Below are 23,484 nucleotides of genomic sequence, written 5' to 3' on the forward strand. Positions count from 1 at the left end.
CACCAGACAGGGAAAACGTATCAGCCAGAACTATGTATCAAGTTGTTAGATAATGCATAGATCCCGCCCGTACAAGCCTATTTTACGCCAAAAATCCAAATGGCGACGGAAACCTGTACTGTGGCGCCACTTATATTGATCCTGAGCCTTCAGGTCAAGTATGCGACACGTAAACGTGAAGAGTGTGGATACTCAAGCCGCCTGCGGCAAACGCTCCTGCAGTATCGCCAGCATACGCTCCGAGGGCAGGAACAGCCGGATACCGTCGCAGTGCGAAAGCAACTCGCGGTAGAAGTAGTCGAAGTGGGTGCACCCGAGGATCAGGATCTGCACCCCGCTTTTCACCAGGGCGGCGGCCAGGTCGTCAAGGGCGTGCTGATGGACGATCATCTCCGCGGGCATACCGTCTTCGATATCCTCCACAATCTGCAGATTGCCGATACCAATCACCTTGGCGGAGGGATTGCCGGCGAGGATTTCGCGCTCGATATTGGCGCAGCTCTGGCAGTTGGCCGCCAGCAGGCCGAAGTTGCGATAGCGCTGAGTGAGCTCGGCGTACACATCGAGGGGGGAGATGACCGGGATGGCCGAGGCCGCCCTGACCGCAACCATATCCACCGCCCCGGACAGGGAGTTGCAGTAGATCATGGCAGCGCCGGCACCCGCCGCCTGCAGGCGTGTAATCGCCTGGATCAGCAGCTTGGTCAGCTCGGCGCGCCCCAGGGCCTGTAACTGGGTCTGGGCCTGGGGGGAACCGGAAATGGCGAGGCCAATGCCCGCCACCTGGCGGTCGGCGAGAAATTCGAGCCCGAAGCGGGTATCCGTCGCGGTGCCGGCAATCACACCGATGGCGCCGCCACCGGTCTCAATACCATTGTTCTGTATATCTTTATTATTCAATGCCAGCCGGGAGAACCCGCCTCCAGAGTCGATCGCTGTTTATCCGGCGGTGGCGCTGTCCGCCGCCGGCCGCCTATTCAGCCACAGGCGGCGCAGGCAGTCGAGGTATAAACCGTAGGGGCGGCCCAAGGCACCGGCAATCAATACGAAAGTGCCACACGCGGTCGCAATTTCAATCGCGGAGGCACCGCCAAGAATCATGTTCAGGGTGTACAGGGGCAGCTGGAAACTGAGGAACACAAAGGTATCCACTGCGTAGTTGTGCAGGCCACTGCCGCGGCCAAAGCGCGCCACTACCCAATTGCGATAGATACTGAAAGGGCGTGCGATCAGGGTGTTGAATACCACCGCCAGCAAGCGGACCTTCAGATGCTCGCTCCAGCTCATGCCCGCCAGCAACAGCTCGATGGGGATCGCGATCACCCAGGAGAAGCTGTTCATGGCAAACACATCCAGCAGCCATTCGTCCCCGCGGGTGCGCCGGTTGCACTGCTTGTTCAGCTCGGTATTGGTAGACTGTGTTGTCTCTACCAGCTGCTCATCCTCCAGCACCAGTACCGGTGGGGAGACGGGGATGGCCTCGGTGGCTTGAGACAGGGATTGCGGCGACATGATGACTTAAAACCCGGTATTCGACGGGAGGATAACCCGCCGGAACGACTGCTATTGGATATTATTCAACCACTTTTGATGGCGACGGCGATTATATCCACCGCAGACGTAAATACTAGGCCCCCAATATTAATTTTTCGTTATACCCACAATAAACATCCTAAATATAACTAGATAGGTAAGACGTCCATCCGACAAAAGGCCGAAAATCCGTCAATTCCTCATAGCGACATTCAGTGCCAACACCAGCCATACGCAGTACACTGCCCCGGCCTATGCAACTTCCTATGCAACGTCGTGCATACTTCAGGCGACTTTTATTCCCTCAACCACCAGCCGACCACCCGTACCCCCGCCCATGTCACTGAGATTTGCCGTACTGAGCCTGCTGGATATCGAACCCGGCAGTGGCTACGACCTGAAGCGCCGCTTCGAGCGCAGCGTCAATCACTTCTGGAGCGCCAGCCACCAGCAGATGTACCGCGAGCTGCACAAGCTGCACGGGGAAGGCCTGCTGGATTGTGTGGAGGAACCCCAGGACGGGCGCCCGGACAAAAAGGTGTACAGCCTGACGAATGCCGGGCAGGCTGCACTGGAAGCCTGTGCCGCCAAACCCGCCGCGCCGCAGAAGATCCGCGATCCTTTCCTGATTCAGGTGTTCGCCGGTCACCACCTGCCTCCGGCGCAGATGCGCGCAGAACTGCAGCGCCACCTCGATGAGCACCGCGACAAGCTAGCCACCTACGAGGCGCAGAACGCGCGCTTCTACCGGCGCCCACCAGAACAGCAGCAGAAACTGTGGATATCCCACCAGCCGTTGCTGCTCGGTATAGAGACGGAAAAGGCGTGGATTGGCTGGGCGGAACAGCTGCTGGCACGGCTGGATGCAGAAATTGCGCGCGACTGAGGGCTACTGGAGGGCTACTGGAGGGCTACTGCAGGTTGAACTGATTGCGCAGGTAGATCGCTCCCATTAACAGCAGCAGGGAGCAGACCCACACCCCGATATAGATTTTCATCGCCTTGTGCGCGGACTTCTTCTGCCACCAGGTGCGGGGCTCTATCCCTTTCATCACAAACACCAGCTTACAGGCCAGGTTGACGCACACGATGTTCACCGCCAGTAGCAGGCCCGCACCCAGCGCCAACTGCCATTTGCCGGATCCCACCATCATGCCGAAGGTGGCGGCCGGTGGCAGCAACGCCACCGCCACCATCACCCCGACCAGCACACTGGACAGCCCCGAGGTCATCGACAGCGCCGCGGCGGCGCCGGAAGCCAGTGCCAGTGCCACCGAGTCCCAGCCCACATTGGTGCGGGACAGCAGCTCACCGCTCAGGGTACTCCAGGGCCACAGCAGGCCAATCACTACCGATAGCGCCACCGCCACCAGTAGCCCCGCTACCAGGGTGACCAGGGCACTGCGCATCAGGGCAGTGTCTGCGAGGGCGGTGCCGAGCCCGAACGCCATATTCGGCCCCAGCAGTGGGGCAATCACCATGGCACCGATCACCGCCGACACGTTGTCTTCCAGCATGCCGATGGCCGCCACCAGGGTGGAGAGCATCACCAGCACCAGATAATCCCGGTCCAGGCGCGCGCTTTTCTCGGCGCTGGCGTAAAGCGCCTCCCGTGCCGCCAGCGCGGCATCCTCTTTCTTGCGCTCCTCGTCGCTCTGCTTGGGCAGAGACACTTCCACCGGGATCACCAGCACCCGCGCCCCCTGCACCCCCTCAATCAGGGGCGCCAGGTCGTCGAGGAACAACTGCACCTTGTCGTCACTGGTGAGCAGGCGCATCGCCTGGTGGCCACTCTGCACCGGGCCCTCAATGCGGAATTCTTCCGCCTCGCGGGCTTCGGCAATGGCGGCGACGCGGTCGCTATCGCGGGGATCGGCGAGAATGGCCAGCAGCTTCACGACTATTTACTCCCTGCTCCTATCCGTGCTCCTTACTCCTTGCTCCTTGCTCCCGCCCCGGGCTAGAAGCGGTAGCGCAGAGAGGCACGCAGGGTACGCGGCTCGAAAATGTGGTAGTGGATATCCTCCACCCCATCGACACCCTCACCAGGGAGGCGCGAGGCATAGAAGTAATCCACATCGTGATCGCGGGAATCGAGGGCATTCAGCAGATCCAGCTGCAGGCGCCAGCTCTGGATATCCCGGCCCATGCGCAAATTCACCAGTGAAGAGCCGGCGGACTCCACGCTGCCGTCTTCGATCAGGGGATAGGCACCGAAGTGGCGCAGGTGCAGGGAGGCAAACCAGCCATTGTCGCCGCTGTAATTGAGCGCGGCACTGGCCACCAGGGGAATGGCACCGGGGATTTCATCCCCCGACGGGTCGGTATCACGGAAGCCCGCTTCGGTATAGGAGACTTCCAGCTCACCGCTGATACGCTCCGAGGCGAACCAGTAGATCCCCGCCTCCACCCCCTGGCGCTCGCTGGGACGGCTGGCCTCCGTGTTACCGGCATCGCCCACAAACAGCAGCTCGGAATCGAGATGCAATTGCCACAGGGCCAGAGTCGCGTGCAGCTGATCAGTAATAAACAGCCGGGAGCCCAACTCACTGCCGCGGGACTCCACCAGCGGATCCACCCGCTCCACCGGCTCACCCGTCAGCGGATCTGTGCGAATGACCGTGCCGCGGGCATCATTGGAATGCAGCCCCTGGCCGTAGCTCAGGTAGAACTCGGATACCGGCCACGGCTGCCAGGCGAGACTGGCCTTGAGGGAGGATTTGCCATCACTGCGCTGCCCGCTATTGGCGGCAAGCCCGGCGTCTACATCGAAATCGTAATGGTCGTAGCGCAGCCCTAAATAGCTACGCAGGGTATCGCTCCACTGGGTCTGGTTGACGGCGAAGAGCCCGAGACTGTCCTCCAGTACCCGGTCCTCCCGCACCTTGCCGAGAATTGCACGGTCCGCGGTATGGTAGAGACCCACGCGGTCGATATCGTCGCGGCGCCCCTGCAGCCCCAGCTGCCAGGTACCGTTTTCCCGCTGCCACTGTTGCGACACGTCAAAGCCGTAGATTTGGCGAGCGTCACGCTGCTGGAACTGGTCGCCACTGTTCGGGTTCTCCAGACCATAGGTAAAGTTGGACCAGAGATTGAAGTCGTAATCGATGGCGTAGGCGCTGGCAGAAAGCTCGCCAGCAGCCATGGCCCCGGTCCAGCCGCCTGAGAGACTGTAGCGGCGGGTGTCGCCACCGAGGCTGGTATCAAGGGAGCCATAAGCGTCGATGATGCCCTCAACCACCGCCCGCGCCGGAATCTGATCCGGGGAGTTCCAGCTGTTGTCGTAACCCATGAAGGTTAGATGGGTCCGCCCGCCGGCCAGGTCACCGGACAGCTTGCCCAGCACATTGATCTTGTTTACATCTTCGCTGAGATCACTCCAGGGGCCATCGTAGGTCTGCCACTCCGCCGCCAACAGCAGATCGCTGCTGCCGGACTGCAGCGAATCCGCGACCACGCCGCGACGGTAACCCTGCTCACCAAAACTCAGCTCCGCCAACCCTGTGGATAACTTTTCTGCCAGCACAAAACTGGCCGAGCCGGCGGAGGAGAAATCCCCCACGTCGGCGTAATAGGGCCCCTTGCGATAGCGCAGGCGCTCAACCGTTTCCGGGATGACAAAATTGAGGTCGGTGTAACCCTGGCCATGACCATGGGTGCGCAGGTTCACCGGCATGCCGTCTACGAAGGTGGCGAAGTCGGTGCCGTGATCCAGATTGAAACCGCGCAGGAAATACTGATTGGCCTTGCCGCTACCGGAGTGCTGGGTGGCCACCATGCCGGGTACAAATTCCATCAGGTCGCCGGTGCGGATCAGTGGCCAGGCCCCAATCTCTGTCGGGCCCACTTCCCCCTGAGAGGCAGAAATGGCTTCCCCATTCAGGTTCAGTTGGCGCCCAAGTACCGTGACCTCCTCGACCGCTTCCGGGTTGTTTACCAGTCCGGTCGATGGGCGGACCGAGTCGACAGCACCGCTGGCGGCAAGAGAAAAAATCAGGGCAAGGGACATGCAAAACCTCAAATTATTTTTTTACTCACAGGTGAGCGCAGTGATGGCGGCCGGCAAAAATAACGGCCGCCCTTCAAGATAGTTGAGGTTGCTTACACTGCCAGAAAGGCGAGGCGCATTCTTGCGTCAGATGACGCAGATTGTGGACAGAAAATGAAAAATTATTCGCCTGTCAGCCCTAGAAAGCATCTTCGGGAATGTGGCATACCACTTCGATATTGTGGCCGTCTGGATCCAATACAAACGCGCCGTAATAGCTGTCGTGGTATTCCGGCCTCAGGCCGGGAGCGCCGTTGTCTTTACCCCCGGCTTCCAGCGCCGCCTTGTAAAAGGCGTGCACCGTTTGCCGGTCTTCGGCGCTGAAGGCAATATGTACCGCAGGTACCGTGCTGGATCCGCCCTTGATCAGCAATTGCGGTTTGCCACCCCAGCCAAATCCTGCCCAGTCCGCCATTTCCGATACCAGCTCATAGCCGAGCGGCGCCAGTGCCGACTGGTAAAACGCTTTACTGCGCTGATAGTCGTGCACGATTAGACCGATATGATCCAACATTCCAGACTCCTCCTATTCCGCCGTATCACCCGGTTCATTGCCGGCAATGAAGCAGTATAGGCAAACGCGAAATAGGCAAACGCGGATGACGCAGAGAAAATGCAGAAAGTGAAAGACGGGGAAAACACAAACAGAAAAAGCTCGGAGCAGTTTGGACGGTGGTGAAAGACGTCTGCTAGACCTTCGCACTCAGCGATGTGCGGTTTGCCACTCCTGCCGCAGCAAGCCGAAAATCATCGCGTCCTGAATTTCGCCCAGATGAAAATAGCGCTGGCGCATCAACCCCTCGCGCTGGAAGCCGAGAAACTCCAACAAACTGAGGGAAGCCCGGTTGCGGGGGTCGACATCAGCGGTCAGCCGGTGCAACCCCAGGCTCGAAAAGGCAAAGTCCAGCAAGGCTGGCAGGACACGGCGCATCAGCCCCTGGCCCCAGCAGGCGGGCGCCAGGGCAAAGCCGATTTCCCCCTGGTGAATGCCACCCGCATGACGCTCAAGTCCGGCGAGGGTTGCGGTCCCGACGATATTGCCGCGCCACTCCAGACCCCACTGGTACAGCTCACCGGAAAGAAAACCCTGATGGATGGACAGCAGATATTCCCGCGCCTTCTCATCCGAATCCTGCAGCTCGCAGGACATATAGCGGACGACCTCCGACTTCGAAAAAATCGCCCGCAATGCATCCAGATCTGACTCCTGCAGCCAGCGGAAGCAGAGTTCCGGCTCGCCGGCAACAGGGATTGTTGGCAGGTGAACAATGAAACCGTCCGGGTTCATTGTCCCCCCAATGGGAGAATCCCAAGGCAACTGAGGGCGCCGTAGATAACGGCACCGCAGCCAAACACAAACTGCCCCAGTAGCAAAGCGCGAATGGCAAAGGTGTAGCGAACAAAGCGGCTGTGGGACTGCTGATCGCGGCTGAATACCCGCGCCTCAGCCGATAGGCCCTGTTCCATAGCCCTGAGACCGGGTACCGTCAGGTTCAACAGCTGACGGCTGCGCATGTCCATCAACCAGAAAACGCCGGAAACAATCACCACAAAACCGCCCAGCAGCACCAGGATCAGCGGGTGAAAATCTTTTTCCACCGCGGTAAACACACCGCCATCGGCAAACATGGAAAGCACCACAAAAAAATTGAATGCCTTGAGTCGCTGGTCGGCATTAAACCGGTAGTGCTCGTAGAGGTACTGCTGTTCGTTCACGATGTTTGATATTCCAACTTTTCACGGTGCCTGTTTGGCGATGCGCTGGGGCCACAGAGGCCTTCAGGGGACGATCAATACATCGGTGTTGGCGCGCCCCAGAATCCGCTCAGCAGTATTGCCGAGCACAAAGCCCTTGGGTCCTTTGCGTACACCGCGCCCGACCATGATCATGCGGGCTTTATTGCGGTCCACCACCCGGTTGACTTCTGCCGCGGGCTTGCCGGTAACAAAATGCGTTGTTTTGCAGGTCACGCCGCTATCGGCAATCACCTTGTCCACGGCGTTCATCAATTTACCGGCCTGCTCGCGGAACTCATCGAGATCTGCCACTTCGTCGGGAACCGGCACACAGGCGACGGTTTCAATGTCCGCATTGAGCGGTTGCGCAAGGGCCTCCGCCAGCTTGAGCACCCGCTGGTTGAGTTCAATATGCAGGGTGTTCTCAACCGCCGGATCCAGCGCGGTAACAATACGATCGCGCTTGACCCAGTGCGTGTTGACCGCCAGCCAGAGCGGTGAGGGCAGGTTTTCAATAAGACGCCAGTCGATGGAACCAAAACCGCCGCGGCCGAATTGCTTCTGCGCGGTTTTGATCACCAGGTCGCAATCGTTGGCGGACAGGTATTCCAGAGTCCAGGAGGGGATATCGTGGTGCCAGATGACTTCTGCGGTTGAACCCTGGGGAAGTGGGTACTTCTGCTGGAGCGCCTGCAGCCACTGCGCGCGCTCTTTCTGCATTTGTCCGCTGACGTTCAGAATGGAACCGGAGAGGAGCGGGATGGAGACTACCGGCTCGTAGACAAAACTCACCAACTGCAAACTCGCACCCGTTTTTTCTGCCAGTTCCAGCGCCCGTTCCAGAGCGATCTGTTCATGCTTGGGTTTGTCGAGGATGACGAGAATATTCTGCATAGCGCCTCCGGTGCTTGAAATCAGTTACATACCATTGATTCCATTAAATCACCGAAGGGCAGTTTTGTCTGCAGCCTGCCCGTCACCGGTAGCCCTTCCGGGAAACCGGTGACGGAAGTACAAACTTATTGATTGGCTCGGTGATCCACCAGCTCATCCACCACAGAAGGGTCCGCAAGCGTGGAAGTATCGCCCAGAGAGTCCAGCTCGTTGCAAGCGATCTTGCGCAGGATACGGCGCATGATTTTGCCCGAGCGGGTTTTCGGCAGTCCCGGTGCCCACTGGATGATATCCGGCTTGGCGATGGGGCCGATTTCCTGCACGCACAGGTCGATCAGTTCCTTGCGTAATTCCTCGGAAGGTTCGCGGCCGTTTTTCAGGGTGACATAGCAGTAGATGCCCTGCCCCTTGATATCGTGCGGGTAACCAACCACCGCCGCTTCTGCCGTGTCTTCGTGCAGCACAATCGCGCTTTCGATTTCAGCGGTGCCCAGGCGGTGTCCGGAGACATTGAGCACGTCATCAATACGCCCGGTAATCCAGTAGTAGCCATCGGCATCGCGACGCGCGCCGTCGCCGGTGAAGTAGTAGCCGGGGAAAGTGGAGAAATAGGTGTCGATCATGCGCTGGTGGTCGCCGTATACACTGCGGATCATGCTCGGCCAGCTGGCCTTCATCACCAGTGCGCCCTCGCCTTCACCGGCAATTTCCTGACCTTTCTCATCCAGCAGCGCCGGCTGAACACCGAAGAAGGGGCGCGTGGCGGAGCCCGGCTTGAGGGTGGTCGCTCCCGGCAGCGGCGTGATCAGGTGGGCACCGGTTTCGGTCTGCCACCAGGTGTCCACAATCGGGCAGCGCTTGTCGCCCACCACCTTGTAGTACCACTCCCAGGCTTCCGGATTTATCGGTTCGCCCACGGTGCCCAGCAGCTTCAGCGAGCTGCGATCGCACTTGGTGACGAAGTCGTCGCCGGCGCCCATCAAAGCGCGGATCGCGGTGGGCGCGGTATAGAAAGTATTGACCTTGTGCTTTTCCACGACCTGCCAGCAGCGGGAGGCATCGGGATAGGTGGGCACGCCTTCAAACATCAGCGAGGTGGCGCCCGCAGCCAAAGGACCGTAAACGATGTAACTGTGGCCGGTGATCCAGCCCACATCCGCCGTACACCAGAAGACATCGCCTTCCTTGTAATCGAAGGCGTATTTGAACGTCATGGTGGACATCAGCAGGTAACCGGCAGTGGTATGTAACACGCCCTTGGGTTTACCTGTGGAACCGGAGGTGTAGAGGATAAACAGCGGATCTTCCGCATTCATCGGCTCAGGCGCACAGTCAGCGCTCTGCTCGGCAACGGATTCCGCGTACCAGATGTCGCGCTTGCTGTCCCAGTCGATATTGGCACCGGTGCGCTTGACCACGATGGCGGTGTGCACATCCGGGCAGTTGGCCAGGGCTTTGTCCACATTGGCTTTCAGCGGCACTTTTCTGCCGCCGCGCACGCCTTCGTCGGCGGTGATCACCAGGCGACAGTCGGAGTCGAGGATACGGTCTTTGAGTGAGTCGGGAGAGAAGCCACCGAACACCACCGAGTGCACGGCACCGATGCGGCTACAGGCGAGCATCGCGTAGGCCGCTTCCGGGATCATCGGCATGTAGATACACACACGATCGCCCTTATTCACGCCGCGCGCTTTCAACAGGTTGGCGAGGCGACAGACCTGCTGGTGCAGTTCGCTGTAGGTAATATTTTTGCTGTCGGCGGGGTCGTCGCCTTCCCAGATAAACGCGGTCTGGTCGGCGCGTGCAGGCAGGTGGCGATCGATACAGTTTGCGGAGACGTTCAGTTCGCCGTCGGCAAACCAGGCGGCGTGGCCTTTGCTGAGATCTTCTTCCACTACTTTGGTGAAAGGTTTGCTCCACTGCAAAAAGTCGTTGGCCTGCTGGGACCAGAACGCCTGCGGATCTTCCACAGACTGCTGGTACATACGCTGATAGTCCTCATTGTGGACGAGGGCATCGGCGGCGAATTGTTCGGGTACCGGGTAGGTGTGCACTTCAGACATCGTTTTCTCCCTTATTAGAATTATCGGGATGCTGCGCGGGCCCTTTGCACAGGGCCAGCAGGCATTTTGCATCGCTGTTATGCGCGTCCGGCATGGAGCCGGGGCATTTATCCCGATAAGTTATACCACTGGCAGTCGCTTTATGACAACGCTGTCAAGATTCCTGTCGTACCATCATAGCCTGCGATCTTTGCGGTTTCACAGCCTGCAGCCGGATTCCCGTGCCATTTTTGTCGGGGCGGTGCACAATAGCCCAAAAAAGTGATCACATTTTCAAGAGGTGGATTTATGGCTGTGAAGTTATTGCGCGTTCGCGAGGGTGCAGGTGAGCGGGATTCGGGGCCGGTGGCACCAGAGAAAGTGCTGGCGGGGATGCCGCAGCAGCTGACGGAGCATTTCTTTACCAATGCGAAGGAAAATTTCTTTTGCGGTATCTGGTCTTCGGATGCGGGCAAGTGGACACTCACTTACAGTGAGGATGAGTTCTGTTACATCATCGAGGGCGAGGCGGTGATTACCGATGCCGAGGGTGTGAGTGAGCGGGTTTCTGCTGGGGATGCTTTCTGTATTCCTGCCGGGTTTGAAGGGACTTGGGAGACCATCGGCACGGTCAAGAAGTTTTATGCGATTTATGAGGAGTAATCCTCTGATCCGTGGCAACCACTTGTTTGTGCAGTGGCGGCCAAGTGCCGGGTATGGGTTTTCAGGACCAGGCTAGGCGCCCCCCTGTTAACCCATCCCTGGGCGCTTCGGCGCAAGTTATCTGGCCGCTTCAACGCGGCGCCTTCGGCCCTGTTTGCGACGATCCTGAAAACCCATACCCGGTACTTCAGCTTCGCGTCTCATTTTCTTCCGGTGTTCGCTCTAATTACCGATTAGACCTTTCAGGTGCGCGACCACACTGCGCCCCAGTGCTGAAAGCGCATAGCCGCCCTCCAGTGCGGAAACGATTCGCCCCTCACAATGTGCGTCGGCAAACTCCCGCAATTTTTCCGTGACCCAGCGATAGTCGTCTTCATTGAAGCGCAGCTGTGCCATGTGGTCTTCCACGTGGCCATCGAAGCCGGCAGAGATAAACAGCATCTGCGGCTGGAATTTTTCCAGTGCTGGGAGCCATTCGTTTTCGACCAGTGATCGCAGTGCATCACCGCCAGCTCCCGCCTCCAGCGGTGTATTGACGATGTTGTCGGGCAATTCCTCTGTACCGGTAAACGGATACAGCGGCGACTGGAAACTGGAACAGAGCAGGTAGCCTTCGCGGCCGGCAACGAAGTCTTCGGTGCCGTTGCCGTGGTGGACGTCGAAATCGAGGACGGCGACACGGGCTAGGCCGCGCTGTTCACGGGCGTGGGCGGCGGCGATGGCGATGTTGTTGAACAGGCAGAAGCCCATGGCTTTGTCGCGTTCGGCGTGGTGGCCCGGGGGCCGCACGGAGCAGAAGGCACTGTTCACTTCGCCGGCGATGACTTTGTCGACGGCATCCACGGCCGCGCCAGCGGCGTGCAGGGCGGCGGCAAGGGTGTCGGGACACATGCGGGTGTCTTCATCGAGTACTTCGATGCCTTCGCTGGGCGCGCGGCTGTAGATGGAATCGATGTACTCCCGCGTATGTACCCGTTCAAGCTGTGCTCTTGTCGCTTGCGGGGCATCGAAAAAGCGCAGCACAAATTCCATGCCGCTGGAGAGCAACTGGTCCTGGATGGCATCCAAGCGTTCGGGGCACTCGGGGTGTTCGTTGCCCATGTCGTGCTTGCGGCAGGCGGGGCTGGTAAAAAATCCGACGGTGGGCATCTTCAGTCCTTTTCTTGTCCTGTTCCGTCCATTGCTTCACTGCCGGGTGCGCCGGACAGGTCCAGCTCCAGGTAAAGCTCGTCCATGCTGTCACCCATGCGGGTGGCAAAACCGGCATTTTCAAAAATGCCGAGCATGGGTTTGTTGTCCCGGCGCACGCAAGCAAACATTTTGCCGATGCCGCGCGCGCGCGCAATGGTTTCCATTTCTTTCAACAGGGTGGTGGCGATCCCCTGGCCGCGGCGGCTTTCCTTGATGACGAAGGCGACTTCACAGCTGTTATCTGCTTCGTAAAAATAATAGCGACCGACCCCCTGAATCACTTCGCTGCCACCGTCGTAGTCGGTAAAGCACAGCGCCAGGTCTTTGCGCTGGTCGACACTGACGAGACTGCAAGATTTTTCCCGGGACATCTGCGTTACGTGGTGGTTGTAACGCATCATCAGGGTTTCTTTGTTGTGGGTGTAGAAAAACTCCTGCAGCCGGCGCTCATCGGAAGGACGCAGTGGGCGCAGGGTATAGCGGATGCCGTCGAAGGTGTAACGCTTCTGTTCCAGAGCGCCCAGCTCCGGCACTGTGGTAGGCGCCTGCTCCTGATATTCCGGCACCCAGTAAAACTCGCGCACTTTTTCCAGTAGTTCACGGCGGAATTCCGGGTGTGCGATACGGATCATTTCCAGAGTCCGTTCACGTATACTTTTTCCGCGCAGGGAGGCAATGCCGTATTCGGTCACTACAAAATGCACATGAGCCCGCGAGGTAACCACGCCGCCGCCGGGGGTAAGGGAGGCAACAATACGGGAAACCAGTTGGCCGTTTTTATCCCGCGCGGTTGAGGGCAACGCGATAATCGGCTTGCCGCCCTTACTCAGTGCCGCGCCGCGAATGAAGTCCACCTGACCGCCAATACCACTGTAAAGCAGGCTGCCGATGGAGTCGGAAACCACCTGACCGGTGAGATCCACTTCGATGGCGCTGTTGATCGCGACCATTTTGTCATTGCGGGAAATCTTTACCGGTGAGCTGACATGCTCCGCCGGATACAGTTCCACATGAGGGTTGCCATCGACGAAGTCGTACAGCATTTTCGATCCCATGCAGTAGCTGGTAATCGTCTTGCCTTTGTGGAAGGTTTTTTTGCGGTTATTGATCACACCGCTTTTCATCAGCTGGGCGACACCGTCGGAAATCATTTCCGAGTGCACACCGAGGTCTTTGTGGTTACCCAGGTAGCGCAATACGGCGTCGTGCACTTTGCCCATGCCAATCTGCAGGGTGGAACCATTCTCCACCAGTACCGACACATACTGCCCGATCTGCTCCACCGCCTGATCCATTTCCGGTGGCGGCGATTCGGGAATCGGGGCATCGGCGGTCATCCAGGCGTGGATCTGGTCACGGTGGATAAAAGTGTGACCGTTGGTGCGCGGCATGCTCGGATTGATCTGGGCGATCACTGTGCTGGCATTTTTTACCGCGGAAGACACCACATCCACACTCACACCCAGCGAGCAGTAACCCAGTTCATCCGGCGGGCTCACCATAATCAGCGCCGCATCCAGAGGCAGCACATGATCGCTAAACAGTTTTGGCACTTCGGAAAGAAATGTCGGCGTATAGTCCGCCCGCCCCTCTGCTACGGCTTCGCGCACCGCAGTACCGCCGATATACAGGGCATTGACGCTAAACAGCTCGGCGTATTTACGCTCGGCCCAGAAGTTATCAGACAGGGTAAACACATGGGTGACCTCAATATCGTTGAGGCCACGACTGTTGGCGACCAGATCGGCCATCAGTTCGTTGGGGACGGCGGCGTGGGAACCGAGAAAAATCCGGCAGCCGCTTTTGAGTAATTGATCCCAGGCGACGGGTTCGCTGGTTTTGGGGTTTGTCAGGGATGACATGCGGAAAAGAGCGCCTCCTGTCGAGTCGTGCAATAGTATGCAAGACTCGCAGGAGCCACAAGTGACCGCAACCTTTTGCTAGCTTCCAGGGATTAGCGGCCAGTAATTCGTTGTTCGCTGCGCGGGACCGCGCCGGCGTGGCGACATCCATTCAGGAACAAAATTGACTTCTCTTTCCTTAGTCCAATTTACAGTGCCAACGCCAGGCTGCGCGCCGCCTTCTCCATCGGCACCGGTGAAAAACCATTGGCAAACCAGGCCACCACCAGGTCTTTTTCGGGCGAAATATACAATCCCTGCCCATTCATGCCGCCCTTATAAAAGTCGCCATCGTGAAATACTGCATCCCACTGATAGGCATTGGCTCTCGGCGTTTCAGCAAACAACTTCTGCAACTTCGGACCGAGCACGCCTCTGGGATAGTTTTCCGGCTGCCCGCCGGTACGGATATCATTCAATGCTTTCTCTGATACCAACCGGGCTTTGGAAACACGATTCCAGCTCGGAGTGTACAACATACCGAACTTGGCCATATCCATCAGGCGCGAGGAAATCAGCCCGTGGATGATGCCATTGCCCTGAGGTGAAAGGCCGAGCTGCGCATCCCCTTCCATGCCGACTTTCATCCAGATGCGCTCAGACACAACGTCCGCAAGGCGCTGCCCGGTCACCGCCTCGATCACCAGTCCCAGCATTTGCGTATTGGCCGAGGAATATTCAAAGGCGCTACCGGGTTCGCGCAGCTTGACGATTGCCAGCAACGCCTGATTATGGGTTTCACGTACCCCATCCACGTTGGGCAGACCCGCCTCCGCAACCATAAAGCGTGCGAAACTTGAATTCGGGTTGGCTCTCTGCTCCGGCCCCTCTTCCAGATCGAGACCGGTCTGCATATTCAACACATCGATCAGCTTGATCTTTTCCCAGTCGCTACCGATTGCCGCCGGCAGATAGTCGGCCACCGTTTTGTTGACATCAATGCGGCCCTCTTCCTGCAGCTGGGCGATCAGCAGGCTGGCTACCGGCTTGGCATTGGACATCCACACGTGGTTATCGAAGGGACGCATCCCCGGGTATTCTTCATAAACTACCTTGCCGCGATGGATAACCACAGCGCCCTGCAGCGGAGAGTCCTGCGCGGTGATCAGGTCGTGAAATTGCTGTTTTTTATCCTGCCAGGTGATCTCCTGGGTCTTAACCCATCTCTCTGGCTTGCGCGGCAGCTCTACCACTGGGCCAGCACGATAAATGGTCGCGTGGGGAAAATTCTCTGCCAGATGCAAATAGGAGTAGGCCCCTTCCGGGGTGACGGTCAGGAATTTTGGTAGACTCCAACTGGCACGCAGTTGATACGCAGTCTCTGCAGCATAGCCATCAGCAACGTCGCGCAGGTAACCGTTGGTTGCGCTCTCCGCAGAGACAACCGCTGCCGCGGCCAGCAATCCGGCACAGCAAGTTTGTAAAAATTTCTTCATCGTATTCGCCCTCTATCCGTTAACGCGTGCAGTTTGAAAGCGTGAAAATAAAAGGGCTATTGACCGGTCTCCGATCAATAGCCCCCCTGCTAACTAATTTCTGGGTTCGATTCCTGAAAATTAGAAACGATACTTGGCTTCCACGCCGTAGGTTCTCGGCATTGCGTAGCCGGCCACGTAAGTGCCGAGGAAGTCACGGAAGCTGTAGTTCATGTGGTCACTATCTGCGAGATTGCGTCCCCACAGGTATACCTCCCATTTGTCGGCATCGTCCAGCAGGCCAACGCGGGCGTTGATCAGGTCGAAGCTTTCCAAATTATCAAAGGCGACATCCACGGCGCCGTTGCTGAAGCCATCGTTGTTACTGGGATTGATATAACGCTCGGAGGTGTAACTGTAATCCGTGCGCAGGAGCACCGTGGCTGCCAGCGCCGGTACCGGCACGTAGTACTGGACACCGAGGGAAGCGGTAGTTTCCGGCGCATAAGGCAGGTCATTGCCAGACGCATCGGCACCGTTGTCGCCACCACCGGGGAAATGTTTAAAGCGCGCGTCCAGCAGGCCCAGCGCCGCGGTCAACTGCAGGTTATCTGTGGCCACGTAGGTTGCCTCCAGTTCGACACCCTTGCTTTCCACTTCTGCCGCATTGGTAATCGTCAGCGCCGTACCGCCACCGCCGAGTTCGATGTACTGGTTTACCTGATAGTCGTCAAACACGGAATTGAACAACGCCGCGTTCAGTCTCAGGCGGCGATCCAGCAATTCCGCCTTGTAACCCACCTCGTAGCTGACCACCGACTCGGTATCGAACTCGATGTCATCCGGACTGCCGGTAAACTGGTTGGCATTGATGAAGTCGAGGTTATAGCCACCGCTTTTGATCCCGGTGGAGGCGCGCGCATAGACAAAATTGTTGTCATCCAGCGAATAGTTCAGGCTGACCGTGGGGGAAAAGTCGCGATCGGTGCGAGAATCCCGCACTTCCCCTGTGGCGATATTGAAGATGCCCGAAGCACTGCCATCAATCGCCCAGTCCACATCCTTGGTCTCCAGGGAGTAGCGGAAACCGAAGCCGAGATTCAGGCGATCGGTGAGATCGTAATTACCATTGGCAAAGATGGCGTAGCTTTGTGTGTCGACGGTGCCACCGTAGGCAACTGCAGTGGAGAACGGTGTCAGCCCCAGAATGCCCGCGTGCTCCCCGGCCAGTGCGTTGCGCTCGGTGTCACTATCCTGGGCAAAGTAGTAGAGACCCAGCACATAAGACAGCGCAGAATCCGCCGGCGAGGTCAGCTGGAACTCCTGGGTGATCTGGTCATAAGTATCGTGGTAGGCAGTGTTCACCAGGTCCAGCTCGGTGAAATCCACATCGGTACCGTAAATCATGTCGGTACTGCGGAAAGCGGTAATCGACCGGAAGGAAAAACCGCTGTCCATGTCGTAGTCCACCGTGGCGGAAGTACCCCAGAGTTCCTTGTCTTCCGGCACGGTGCGATTCTGGTACATCTCGTATTTGTTGTTGCCCTCGACCGGATAGCCCGAGGCAAACACGTAGGTCAGCGGCTCACCGTTGAAGCCCCAGCGATCCTGCGCCATGTAATCGGCCGCGAGATTCAGCGTCAGGTTGTCCGCCAGATCCGAGCGCAGGGTGACGCGTCCCGAGGTGGAATCACGGCCATTGACGTCGTCGCCGTTGTAGAGATTCTTGATATAGCCATCGCGCTCGGTCTGGTTCAGGCTGAGCGAGACCGCAGTGCTATCGGACACGGGCAGATTGCCGCGGATCTGGAATTCGCGATTGTTGAAGTTGCCAATGTTGATCCCAAGATCCAGTTCCTGCTCATTACCGGGCTTGCGGGAAATCAGGTTTACGGCACCGGCCACGGTGTTTTTTCCGAACAGGGTGCCCTGGGGACCGCGCAGTACCTCCACCCGTTCCAGGTCGAGTAGCCCCTGGTTCACCGCCGGTGACTGCCCCAGGTAAATCCCATCGAGATACACACCCACGCGGGTATCAAAGCCGATATTGCGGCTATTGGCACCGACGCCGCGGATGGTGATGCGGGAGGAGAAATCACTGTCCTGGCTGATCTGGACATTGGGCGCCATTTCGCCAAGATCTTTCACTTCCTTGATACCGCTCTGCTCAAGGGCGTTGGCACTCAGCGCAGCAATGGAGATGGGTACTTCCAGCGCGCGCTCCTGGCGCTTCTGCGCAGTGACCGTCACTTCCTCAAGGGTCGCATTCTGTGCGGCCAGGGACAGCGAGGGAATCAGGGTGGCGCCGCTAATGGCGAGGGCCAGCAGGCGGCGCGCATGCAAAGGCATAATTCGGGTGTTCATCGGCACTTTCTCTCAGGATTTATTGTTATCTGAATGATTTTGTCGGGGCAGCCCCCGACAGTTGTGCTCGATGCTAATATGCCCTTTCCGGGCATAACTGTCCGAATTCGGACACTCCAGAAAGAACCCCTCTCAGCTCGTCGAAAGTAAACTTTCCAGTGCGTTACAGTCATGGATGGTTATGGTGCCGTACCCCAGGCTGACCCAACCGGCTTTCTCCCACTTTTTCAGTTCCTGATTGATCCGCTGTCGCGTGGTCCCGGCCAGCAATGCCAGCTCCTCCTGCGATACGCTCAGGCTTACTTCCTGGTCACCAATACGGTACTCGGCATAGCCGGTGGCCAAATCCATTAGCCGCAAGGCCAGCCGCTCCGGCAGCGAACGAATCAGGCTGGCCTCAAGCATTCGCAGTCCGCTGCGATAGCGTTTGCACACCTGACGAATAAAGTGGCGATAAAGCCGCGGCTGTTCTTCCAGCAGCGCCTGAAACTTCTCTTTTGGAACAAACAGCAGCTGAGCGCTGCCTCTGGCTACGGCGTCACTGGGCCTGGGACCATCGTCAAATACGGAGACTTCACCCACCCAGCTGCCTTTCTCCAGGATGCCCATCACCGCACACTTGCCCTCCTTGCTGTTGATTTCCGCCACTACCGCCCCCTGTAAAATTGCGTAGAGGCCATCGGGCTCATCACCTTTGCTGTAGAGGTACTGGCCATCGGTAAAGCTCTTCAGTTTTGCGCCGGCAATCATCTGCTCGATCACATCATCGGGTAACCCCTGGAACCAGTGGCTATCCAGCAGGGTTTGCTTTATGTCTTCGTGTTTCACAAACAGAGCTCCATTCGCACCGGCCGGGACTTGTTATGTTACTGCCGCCTGAATTAAAGGCACATACATGAAAAAAACAAACGCAATCAGGTGACAAGATCACCATTCAGCGGGGAAAGACGCCCGTTTCCCTCAGTGCAGAACACACACTGGATCAACAATGGCACTGGTGACGCACATGCATTCGAAAGAAAGGGAAGGCTCAGGAAAGTTGCGCAGTCGCGATCAATGATCGCTACTGCGCACAGGTGAAACCTGGAATATAGCAGTGAGGAGGATCAGGCCTCGGCCATCTGCACTGGAATCGCGTTGGTGCTGCGCTCTACGCAGTTGCGCTCGTCCAGGTAGACCAGCCTGGGCTTGAATGTATCGGCCTCGGTTTCGGACATTTGCGCATAAGCAGCAATGATGATGCGGTCGCCAACCTGAACCCGGCGCGCGGCGGCGCCATTCATGGAAATGATGCCAGAGCCGCGCTCCGCCAGAATTACATAGGTATGGAAACGCTCGCCGTTGGAGACATTGTAAATATCGATTTTCTCAAACTCACGCAGCCCGGCCAGCTCCACCAGGTCTTCATCAATTGCGCAGGAACCGTCATACCACAGCTCCGCCTGAGTCACCGCCGCCATATGCAGCTTGCCTTTCAGCATCTCAATTTGCATAACGGACTCCTTCACATGCTCAAAGATACGTTATCGATCAGGCGTGCACCGCTGGTGTACATAGCCCCCAGTAGTGTGATCTCGCGGTCATCGTGTGCCGCCGGCTGCAAATCCTTGCTGTTGCAGATGGAGAAATAGTCCACCTTGAAGCCCGCGTTTTCGATCCGCGTCCGGGCTTCATCCTCCAGCGCCGCAAAGTCCCGGCGACCATTTTCGATTTCGGTACGCGCCCAGTTCAGCGACTGGTTCAGAATCGCTACCTTCGGGCGCTCCTCTTCGGTGAGATAGCCATTGCGCGAGCTCATTGCCAGGCCATCCGTCTCCCGGTGCACCGGTGCCGCCACTACCTCTACCGGCATACACAGGTCTTCCACCATGCGCCGGATCACCGCCAGCTGCTGGAAATCCTTGATACCGAAAACCGCCTTGTTGGGCTGCACGATGTTGAACAGCTTTGCCACCACCGTGGTAACGCCCTCGAAGTGTCCCGGACGGCTCGCGCCGCAGAGCACATCGGTCATGGCCGGGCAGATCACCTTGGTCTGCTGGTCCATGCCATTGGGGTAAATCTCGGCTTCGTCCGGGTGGAACAGGTAGTCACAATTGGCCGCGCGGAGTCTGGCCATATCTTCCTGCATGGTGCGGGGATAGGTATCCCAGTCCTCGTTCAGGCCAAATTGCAGGCGGTTGACGAAGATCGAGACCACCACCAGGTCACATTGCTGTTGAGCCAGCCTGACCAGCTCGATATGGGCGTCGTGGAGATTGCCCATGGTGGGCACGAAACCGATGGTCTTGCCATCGCGGCGGGCCTCTGCCAGCGCGTCGCGCAGGCTGGCCACATGGTGAAAAACTTGCATTGCCGGGGTTCCGCCAGAGGTGTACACGGGCGGCATATTACCCCCCCTCTCCCGACTACGACAAATTGGGAAACATTGGTCAGATTCGGTTTTTGCGACCTGCCTGGCAATTTTCTGGGGGCGATTCAGGAAGGATTCAGTGTACAGCCCGCAGAATGGCCCCCAATGACAGAGAAAGCAGCCCTTCTACACCCGGGGCTACCTGATAAGCCGCACCGGCGGCGATTGGAGAGAGACCATGAAAACACTGATCACTGCCATCACCACTGCCAGCCTGCTGCTGGTTGCCGGCCCGGCACTGGCGGACCGGGACGACCGCCACCATCGCAATGACCGCGACCACAAGAACCGGTTTGTCCAGGAGCAGCGCGGGCACCACAACAAGGTGCGCGATATCGAGAATCGCAAGCAGAGTCGTGACCACAATCGCCAGAAGCAGGATCACCACAAAGGTGGAAACAACTGGCGTGGGGATCACAATGGCAACCAGGACAGAAACCACACGCGCAAGGATGACCGCAAATACGTGAAGTATGTGGGTTACGACTCCCGCTATGACAAGAATCGCCACCGGGACGATCGCGGACACGGGCACGGCTACAAGCACAATGACCGCCATTACAAACCCCGACATAAACCGCACCACCGCCCGCACAAGCACCGCTGGCGCCCGGCCCACTATGGCTATGGCTATCGCTGGACTCGCCTGCCCCAGCACTATGTAAGCCTGACGTTTGGCGGTCTGGGGTATTACTTCAGTGACGGCATCTTTTACCGTCCCTACGGCGCCGGCTATACCGTAGCCCACGCCCCGGTCGGCGCCCTGGTGCACACCTTGCCGACGACTGCGGTAACCGTAAGCTTCAACGGCCTCAGCTACTACACGGCTTATGACACCTATTACCGCTGGGACAACCACCGCCGCGGTTACCTGGTGGTGGCCAACCCGGGGTTCTTCTAACCGGGCACTCAGCAAGAATTCCCTTCACAGGATGTCACTGGCCTTAGTCACAGGCACAAACCCCAACTAACCGAATATTGATTCGGTTTTATCTCCGGCGACTCTGTAAAGAGTCGCCTTTTTTTACATTTCCGCTTCACCATTTCGCCACACTGATTCCTGCAGAGCTTGCCGTTACCGCACGGCGACAGCGAGACAACGCACAATTTCCTACCAATTCAACGGAATCTGCGCCCCACACTCGCAATTCACGGTTTTTCACCCTATAAAACCGAACAAAAATTTAATTTTAATCTTTGAAAAAGGTTATTTTTCTTTTCTATAGTTATTGCTTTCCGCAAACTCTGGCCCCAAGATTCGCGCCCCTGATAACCCAGCAATATACCGGACTAAAAAACCGTTCCTCTTTCCTAAAACGAGGCGCCATGAAACAAGAACAGATCGAAAACTGGACCTGCGAAGACTCCGCAGAGCTGTACGGCATCCGCAACTGGGGCGCCGGTTATTTCAATTTGAATCCGTCCGGCGAGATAACGGTTGAAGTCAAAAACGAGGCCGGCGACTTGCACGCCGTGTCTCTGCTCGACATTGCCCACGGTGCTACCGAGCGCGGTCTCGGCATGCCATTGCTGGTGCGTTTCGAGAATCTGCTCGATGCCCAGGTTGCGCGTATCAACAACTCCTTCCGCAGTGCCATCGAGAGCAGTGGCTACCGCAACAAATTCCGCGGCGTTTTCCCGATCAAGGTGAACCAGCAGTGCCAGGTGATCGAAGAGATCGCCAAGGCCGGTCGCCAGTTCGGTCACGGCCTGGAAGCGGGCAGCAAGGCGGAGCTGATTGCGGCACTGTCGATCCTCGACAATACCGATGCGCTGATTGTGTGCAACGGCTACAAGGACGAAGAGTTCATTAACCTGGGCCTTCAGGCTCAGCGCCTTGGCGTACAGGTATTCTTCGTGGTGGAAACCCCTTCCGAGGTGGACACCATCATCCGCTGTGCCGAGCGCGAAAAGGTAGAGCCGAACATCGGTGTACGGGTCAAACTTGCCAGCAAGGTGGGCGGCTACTGGAATGCCACCAGCGGCGACCGCAGTATTTTCGGTCTCGGCAGTAACGACCTGATCGCGATGGTGGACAAACTGCGCGACCACGACATGCTGCACTGCCTGAAGCTGCTGCACTACCACCTGGGTTCGCAGGTACCGAACATCCGCGACATCCGCACCGGCGTGCTGGAAGCCTGCCGCTACTACGCCGACCTGGTGGAAGAAGGTGCAGCCATGGGCTACCTGGACCTGGGTGGCGGCCTGGCGGTGGACTACGATGGCTCCAAGACAAACTACACCCACTCCAAGAACTACTCCCTGGACGAGTACTGCGTGGACGTAGTGGAAGCCATCATGGGCACCCTGGACAGCGAGGGCGTGGAGCACCCGGTGATCATTACCGAATCGGGTCGCGCCACGGTAGCCTACTCGTCGGTGCTGCTGTTCAATATTCTGGACACCACCAGCTTCGAACCCATCGAGCTGGAAGAAGACCGCATCGGTGAAGACGCGCACCCGATGCTGAAGAATCTGCAGCACGCGCTGCAGAGTGTGACACCGAAGAATTTGCAGGAAAGTTACAACGACGGGCTCTACTACCGCGATGAAATCCGCGCGCTCTATCTGCACGGCCAGGTAAGCCTGCGGGATCGCGCGCTGGCGGAAAACCTGTTCCTGCAGTGTGCGCAGAAAATTCGCAAACTGCTGGACGAAGTGGAGCAGGTACCGATAGACCTGCAGGCACTGCCCGAGGTGCTGTCCGACATTTATTACGCGAATGTGAGCGTGTTCCAGTCGCTGCCGGATATCTGGGCGATTGATCAGCTGTTCCCGCTGGTGCCGGTACACCGCCTGAATGAGGCACCGACCCGTTCGGCAATCATCGCGGACATTACCTGCGACTGCGACGGCAAGATCGACCGCTTTATCGATCGCCAGGATGTGCGCAAGACATTGCCACTGCATGCATTGAAGGAAGGCGAAGAATATATTCTGGGAACTTTCCTGGTGGGTGCGTATCAGGAAACACTGGGTGACCTGCACAACCTGTTTGGTGATACCAATGTGGTGAGCGTGCGGATCGACGAGGACGGCCATGTGGATTACAGCCGTGAAATCCACGGCGACAGCATTGCCGATGTACTCAGCTATGTAGAGTACTCGCCGCAGGATCTGTTCGAGCGTTTCCGCAAACTGGCGGAAAAAGCGGTAAAAGAGAAGCGTATCACCGCGCAGCAGCGTAAGGATATTTTGCATACTTACACGGCAAGCATGAGCGGTTACACCTACTTCGAGAAATAATCTATTGGTTTCCCCAATAAAAGGAACAGGGAGA

20 protein-coding genes are annotated in these 23,484 nt (G+C 57.8%); 4 read left to right on the top strand and 16 right to left on the bottom strand.

Translation table 11 applies throughout. From position 1 onward, the window contains the following. Window positions 1-192: 192 nt before the first annotated feature. Complete coding sequence (locus tag M0G74_RS04860) at window positions 193-900, bottom strand: aspartate/glutamate racemase family protein (protein WP_236250543.1); 708 nt, start codon at window positions 898-900, stop codon at window positions 193-195. A gap of 39 nt (window positions 901-939) precedes the next feature. Beyond that, complete coding sequence (alaE, locus tag M0G74_RS04865; RefSeq protein WP_248215165.1) at window positions 940-1,512, bottom strand: L-alanine exporter AlaE; 573 nt, start codon at window positions 1,510-1,512, stop codon at window positions 940-942. A gap of 358 nt (window positions 1,513-1,870) precedes the next feature. On the opposite strand from alaE, the gene M0G74_RS04870 reads away from it, so the two are divergent. Next, window positions 1,871-2,419 (top strand): PadR family transcriptional regulator, encoded by a 549-nt coding sequence (locus tag M0G74_RS04870; protein WP_248215167.1) that lies wholly within the window; start codon window positions 1,871-1,873, stop codon window positions 2,417-2,419. Window positions 2,420-2,444: 25 nt separating this feature from the next. Here M0G74_RS04870 and M0G74_RS04875 read toward each other — a convergent pair whose 3' ends face one another. The 7 genes from M0G74_RS04875 to acs form a co-directional block, all read right to left on the bottom strand. Continuing rightward, the gene (locus M0G74_RS04875; RefSeq protein WP_248215169.1) at window positions 2,445-3,431 is read right to left on the bottom strand and encodes a TIGR00341 family protein; all 987 of its coding nucleotides are present in this window, start codon (window positions 3,429-3,431) and stop codon (window positions 2,445-2,447) included. A 62-nt stretch (window positions 3,432-3,493) separates the two neighbouring features. Then, entirely contained in the window at window positions 3,494-5,542 is a 2,049-nt protein-coding gene (locus tag M0G74_RS04880; protein ID WP_248215171.1) for a TonB-dependent receptor, read from the bottom strand. Between the two features lie 178 nt (window positions 5,543-5,720). Next, window positions 5,721-6,095 (bottom strand): VOC family protein, encoded by a 375-nt coding sequence (locus M0G74_RS04885; protein WP_160152169.1) that lies wholly within the window; start codon window positions 6,093-6,095, stop codon window positions 5,721-5,723. A 189-nt stretch (window positions 6,096-6,284) separates the two neighbouring features. Then, window positions 6,285-6,869: a GNAT family protein gene (locus M0G74_RS04890; protein ID WP_248215173.1), complete on the bottom strand. Its 585-nt coding sequence runs from the start codon at window positions 6,867-6,869 to the stop codon at window positions 6,285-6,287. Next, on the bottom strand, window positions 6,866-7,297 hold the full coding sequence (locus M0G74_RS04895) for a hypothetical protein (protein WP_248215175.1): 432 nt from the start codon (window positions 7,295-7,297) through the stop codon (window positions 6,866-6,868). Before M0G74_RS04895 ends, M0G74_RS04890 begins: the two co-directional genes overlap by 4 nt. 63 nt (window positions 7,298-7,360) lie before the next feature. Continuing rightward, entirely contained in the window at window positions 7,361-8,212 is an 852-nt protein-coding gene (locus tag M0G74_RS04900; RefSeq protein ID WP_248215177.1) for a universal stress protein, read from the bottom strand. 125 nt (window positions 8,213-8,337) lie between these two features. Next, the gene (gene acs / locus M0G74_RS04905) at window positions 8,338-10,275 is read right to left on the bottom strand and encodes an acetate--CoA ligase (protein ID WP_248215179.1); all 1,938 of its coding nucleotides are present in this window, start codon (window positions 10,273-10,275) and stop codon (window positions 8,338-8,340) included. 288 nt (window positions 10,276-10,563) lie between these two features. On the opposite strand from acs, the gene M0G74_RS04910 reads away from it, so the two are divergent. Next, window positions 10,564-10,917 carry a cupin domain-containing protein gene (locus M0G74_RS04910; protein ID WP_248215181.1) on the top strand — a complete coding sequence of 118 codons (354 nt, stop codon included), beginning with the start codon at window positions 10,564-10,566 and terminating at the stop codon, window positions 10,915-10,917. Window positions 10,918-11,139: 222 nt separating this feature from the next. On the opposite strand, the gene M0G74_RS04915 is transcribed toward M0G74_RS04910, so the two are convergent. From M0G74_RS04915 to panC, 7 genes are all read right to left on the bottom strand, one after another. Further along, complete coding sequence (locus tag M0G74_RS04915) at window positions 11,140-12,066, bottom strand: histone deacetylase family protein (protein ID WP_248215183.1); 927 nt, start codon at window positions 12,064-12,066, stop codon at window positions 11,140-11,142. Between the two features lie 2 nt (window positions 12,067-12,068). Beyond that, window positions 12,069-13,970 (bottom strand): bifunctional acetyl-CoA hydrolase/transferase family protein/GNAT family N-acetyltransferase, encoded by a 1,902-nt coding sequence (locus M0G74_RS04920; RefSeq protein WP_248215184.1) that lies wholly within the window; start codon window positions 13,968-13,970, stop codon window positions 12,069-12,071. Between the two features lie 188 nt (window positions 13,971-14,158). After that, entirely contained in the window at window positions 14,159-15,445 is a 1,287-nt protein-coding gene (locus tag M0G74_RS04925) for a serine hydrolase domain-containing protein (RefSeq protein WP_248215186.1), read from the bottom strand. A 120-nt stretch (window positions 15,446-15,565) separates the two neighbouring features. Next, a complete protein-coding gene (locus M0G74_RS04930) occupies window positions 15,566-17,788 on the bottom strand; it encodes a TonB-dependent receptor (protein ID WP_248215188.1) in 2,223 nt (740 codons plus the stop codon). Between the two features lie 132 nt (window positions 17,789-17,920). Then, on the bottom strand, window positions 17,921-18,616 hold the full coding sequence (locus M0G74_RS04935; RefSeq protein ID WP_160152158.1) for a Crp/Fnr family transcriptional regulator: 696 nt from the start codon (window positions 18,614-18,616) through the stop codon (window positions 17,921-17,923). Window positions 18,617-18,894: 278 nt separating this feature from the next. Continuing rightward, window positions 18,895-19,281 (bottom strand): aspartate 1-decarboxylase, encoded by a 387-nt coding sequence (panD, locus tag M0G74_RS04940; RefSeq protein ID WP_248215190.1) that lies wholly within the window; start codon window positions 19,279-19,281, stop codon window positions 18,895-18,897. Window positions 19,282-19,292: 11 nt separating this feature from the next. Continuing rightward, window positions 19,293-20,141 carry a pantoate--beta-alanine ligase gene (gene panC, locus M0G74_RS04945; protein ID WP_248215191.1) on the bottom strand — a complete coding sequence of 283 codons (849 nt, stop codon included), beginning with the start codon at window positions 20,139-20,141 and terminating at the stop codon, window positions 19,293-19,295. A 238-nt stretch (window positions 20,142-20,379) separates the two neighbouring features. Between panC and M0G74_RS04950 the strand changes: the two genes are divergently transcribed. Together M0G74_RS04950 and speA are read left to right on the top strand one after the other, a co-directional pair. Continuing rightward, window positions 20,380-21,102: a DUF6515 family protein gene (locus M0G74_RS04950; RefSeq protein WP_248215193.1), complete on the top strand. Its 723-nt coding sequence runs from the start codon at window positions 20,380-20,382 to the stop codon at window positions 21,100-21,102. Between the two features lie 425 nt (window positions 21,103-21,527). Further along, on the top strand, window positions 21,528-23,450 hold the full coding sequence (speA, locus tag M0G74_RS04955) for a biosynthetic arginine decarboxylase (protein WP_248215195.1): 1,923 nt from the start codon (window positions 21,528-21,530) through the stop codon (window positions 23,448-23,450). Window positions 23,451-23,484: the final 34 nt, after the last annotated feature.

This window comes from Microbulbifer sp. CAU 1566, assembly GCF_023156515.1.
GTDB lineage: Bacteria > Pseudomonadota > Gammaproteobacteria > Pseudomonadales > Cellvibrionaceae > Microbulbifer.

What these genes read in the sequence shown, in the direction of transcription:
- alaE (WP_248215165.1), bottom strand. Translation starts at nt 1,512, where the DNA reads ATGTCGCCGCAATCCCTGTCTCAAGCCACCGAGGCCATCCCCGTCTCC.
- M0G74_RS04870 (WP_248215167.1), top strand. Translation starts at nt 1,871, where the DNA reads ATGTCACTGAGATTTGCCGTACTGAGCCTGCTGGATATCGAACCCGGC.
- M0G74_RS04880 (WP_248215171.1), bottom strand. Translation starts at nt 5,542, where the DNA reads ATGTCCCTTGCCCTGATTTTTTCTCTTGCCGCCAGCGGTGCTGTCGAC.
- M0G74_RS04885 (WP_160152169.1), bottom strand. Translation starts at nt 6,095, where the DNA reads ATGTTGGATCATATCGGTCTAATCGTGCACGACTATCAGCGCAGTAAA.
- M0G74_RS04890 (WP_248215173.1), bottom strand. Translation starts at nt 6,869, where the DNA reads ATGAACCCGGACGGTTTCATTGTTCACCTGCCAACAATCCCTGTTGCC.
- M0G74_RS04900 (WP_248215177.1), bottom strand. Translation starts at nt 8,212, where the DNA reads ATGCAGAATATTCTCGTCATCCTCGACAAACCCAAGCATGAACAGATC.
- acs (WP_248215179.1), bottom strand. Translation starts at nt 10,275, where the DNA reads ATGTCTGAAGTGCACACCTACCCGGTACCCGAACAATTCGCCGCCGAT.
- M0G74_RS04910 (WP_248215181.1), top strand. Translation starts at nt 10,564, where the DNA reads ATGGCTGTGAAGTTATTGCGCGTTCGCGAGGGTGCAGGTGAGCGGGAT.
- M0G74_RS04915 (WP_248215183.1), bottom strand. Translation starts at nt 12,066, where the DNA reads ATGCCCACCGTCGGATTTTTTACCAGCCCCGCCTGCCGCAAGCACGAC.
- M0G74_RS04920 (WP_248215184.1), bottom strand. Translation starts at nt 13,970, where the DNA reads ATGTCATCCCTGACAAACCCCAAAACCAGCGAACCCGTCGCCTGGGAT.
- M0G74_RS04925 (WP_248215186.1), bottom strand. Translation starts at nt 15,445, where the DNA reads ATGAAGAAATTTTTACAAACTTGCTGTGCCGGATTGCTGGCCGCGGCA.
- M0G74_RS04930 (WP_248215188.1), bottom strand. Translation starts at nt 17,788, where the DNA reads ATGAACACCCGAATTATGCCTTTGCATGCGCGCCGCCTGCTGGCCCTC.
- panD (WP_248215190.1), bottom strand. Translation starts at nt 19,281, where the DNA reads ATGCAAATTGAGATGCTGAAAGGCAAGCTGCATATGGCGGCGGTGACT.
- panC (WP_248215191.1), bottom strand. Translation starts at nt 20,141, where the DNA reads ATGCAAGTTTTTCACCATGTGGCCAGCCTGCGCGACGCGCTGGCAGAG.
- M0G74_RS04950 (WP_248215193.1), top strand. Translation starts at nt 20,380, where the DNA reads ATGAAAACACTGATCACTGCCATCACCACTGCCAGCCTGCTGCTGGTT.
- speA (WP_248215195.1), top strand. Translation starts at nt 21,528, where the DNA reads ATGAAACAAGAACAGATCGAAAACTGGACCTGCGAAGACTCCGCAGAG.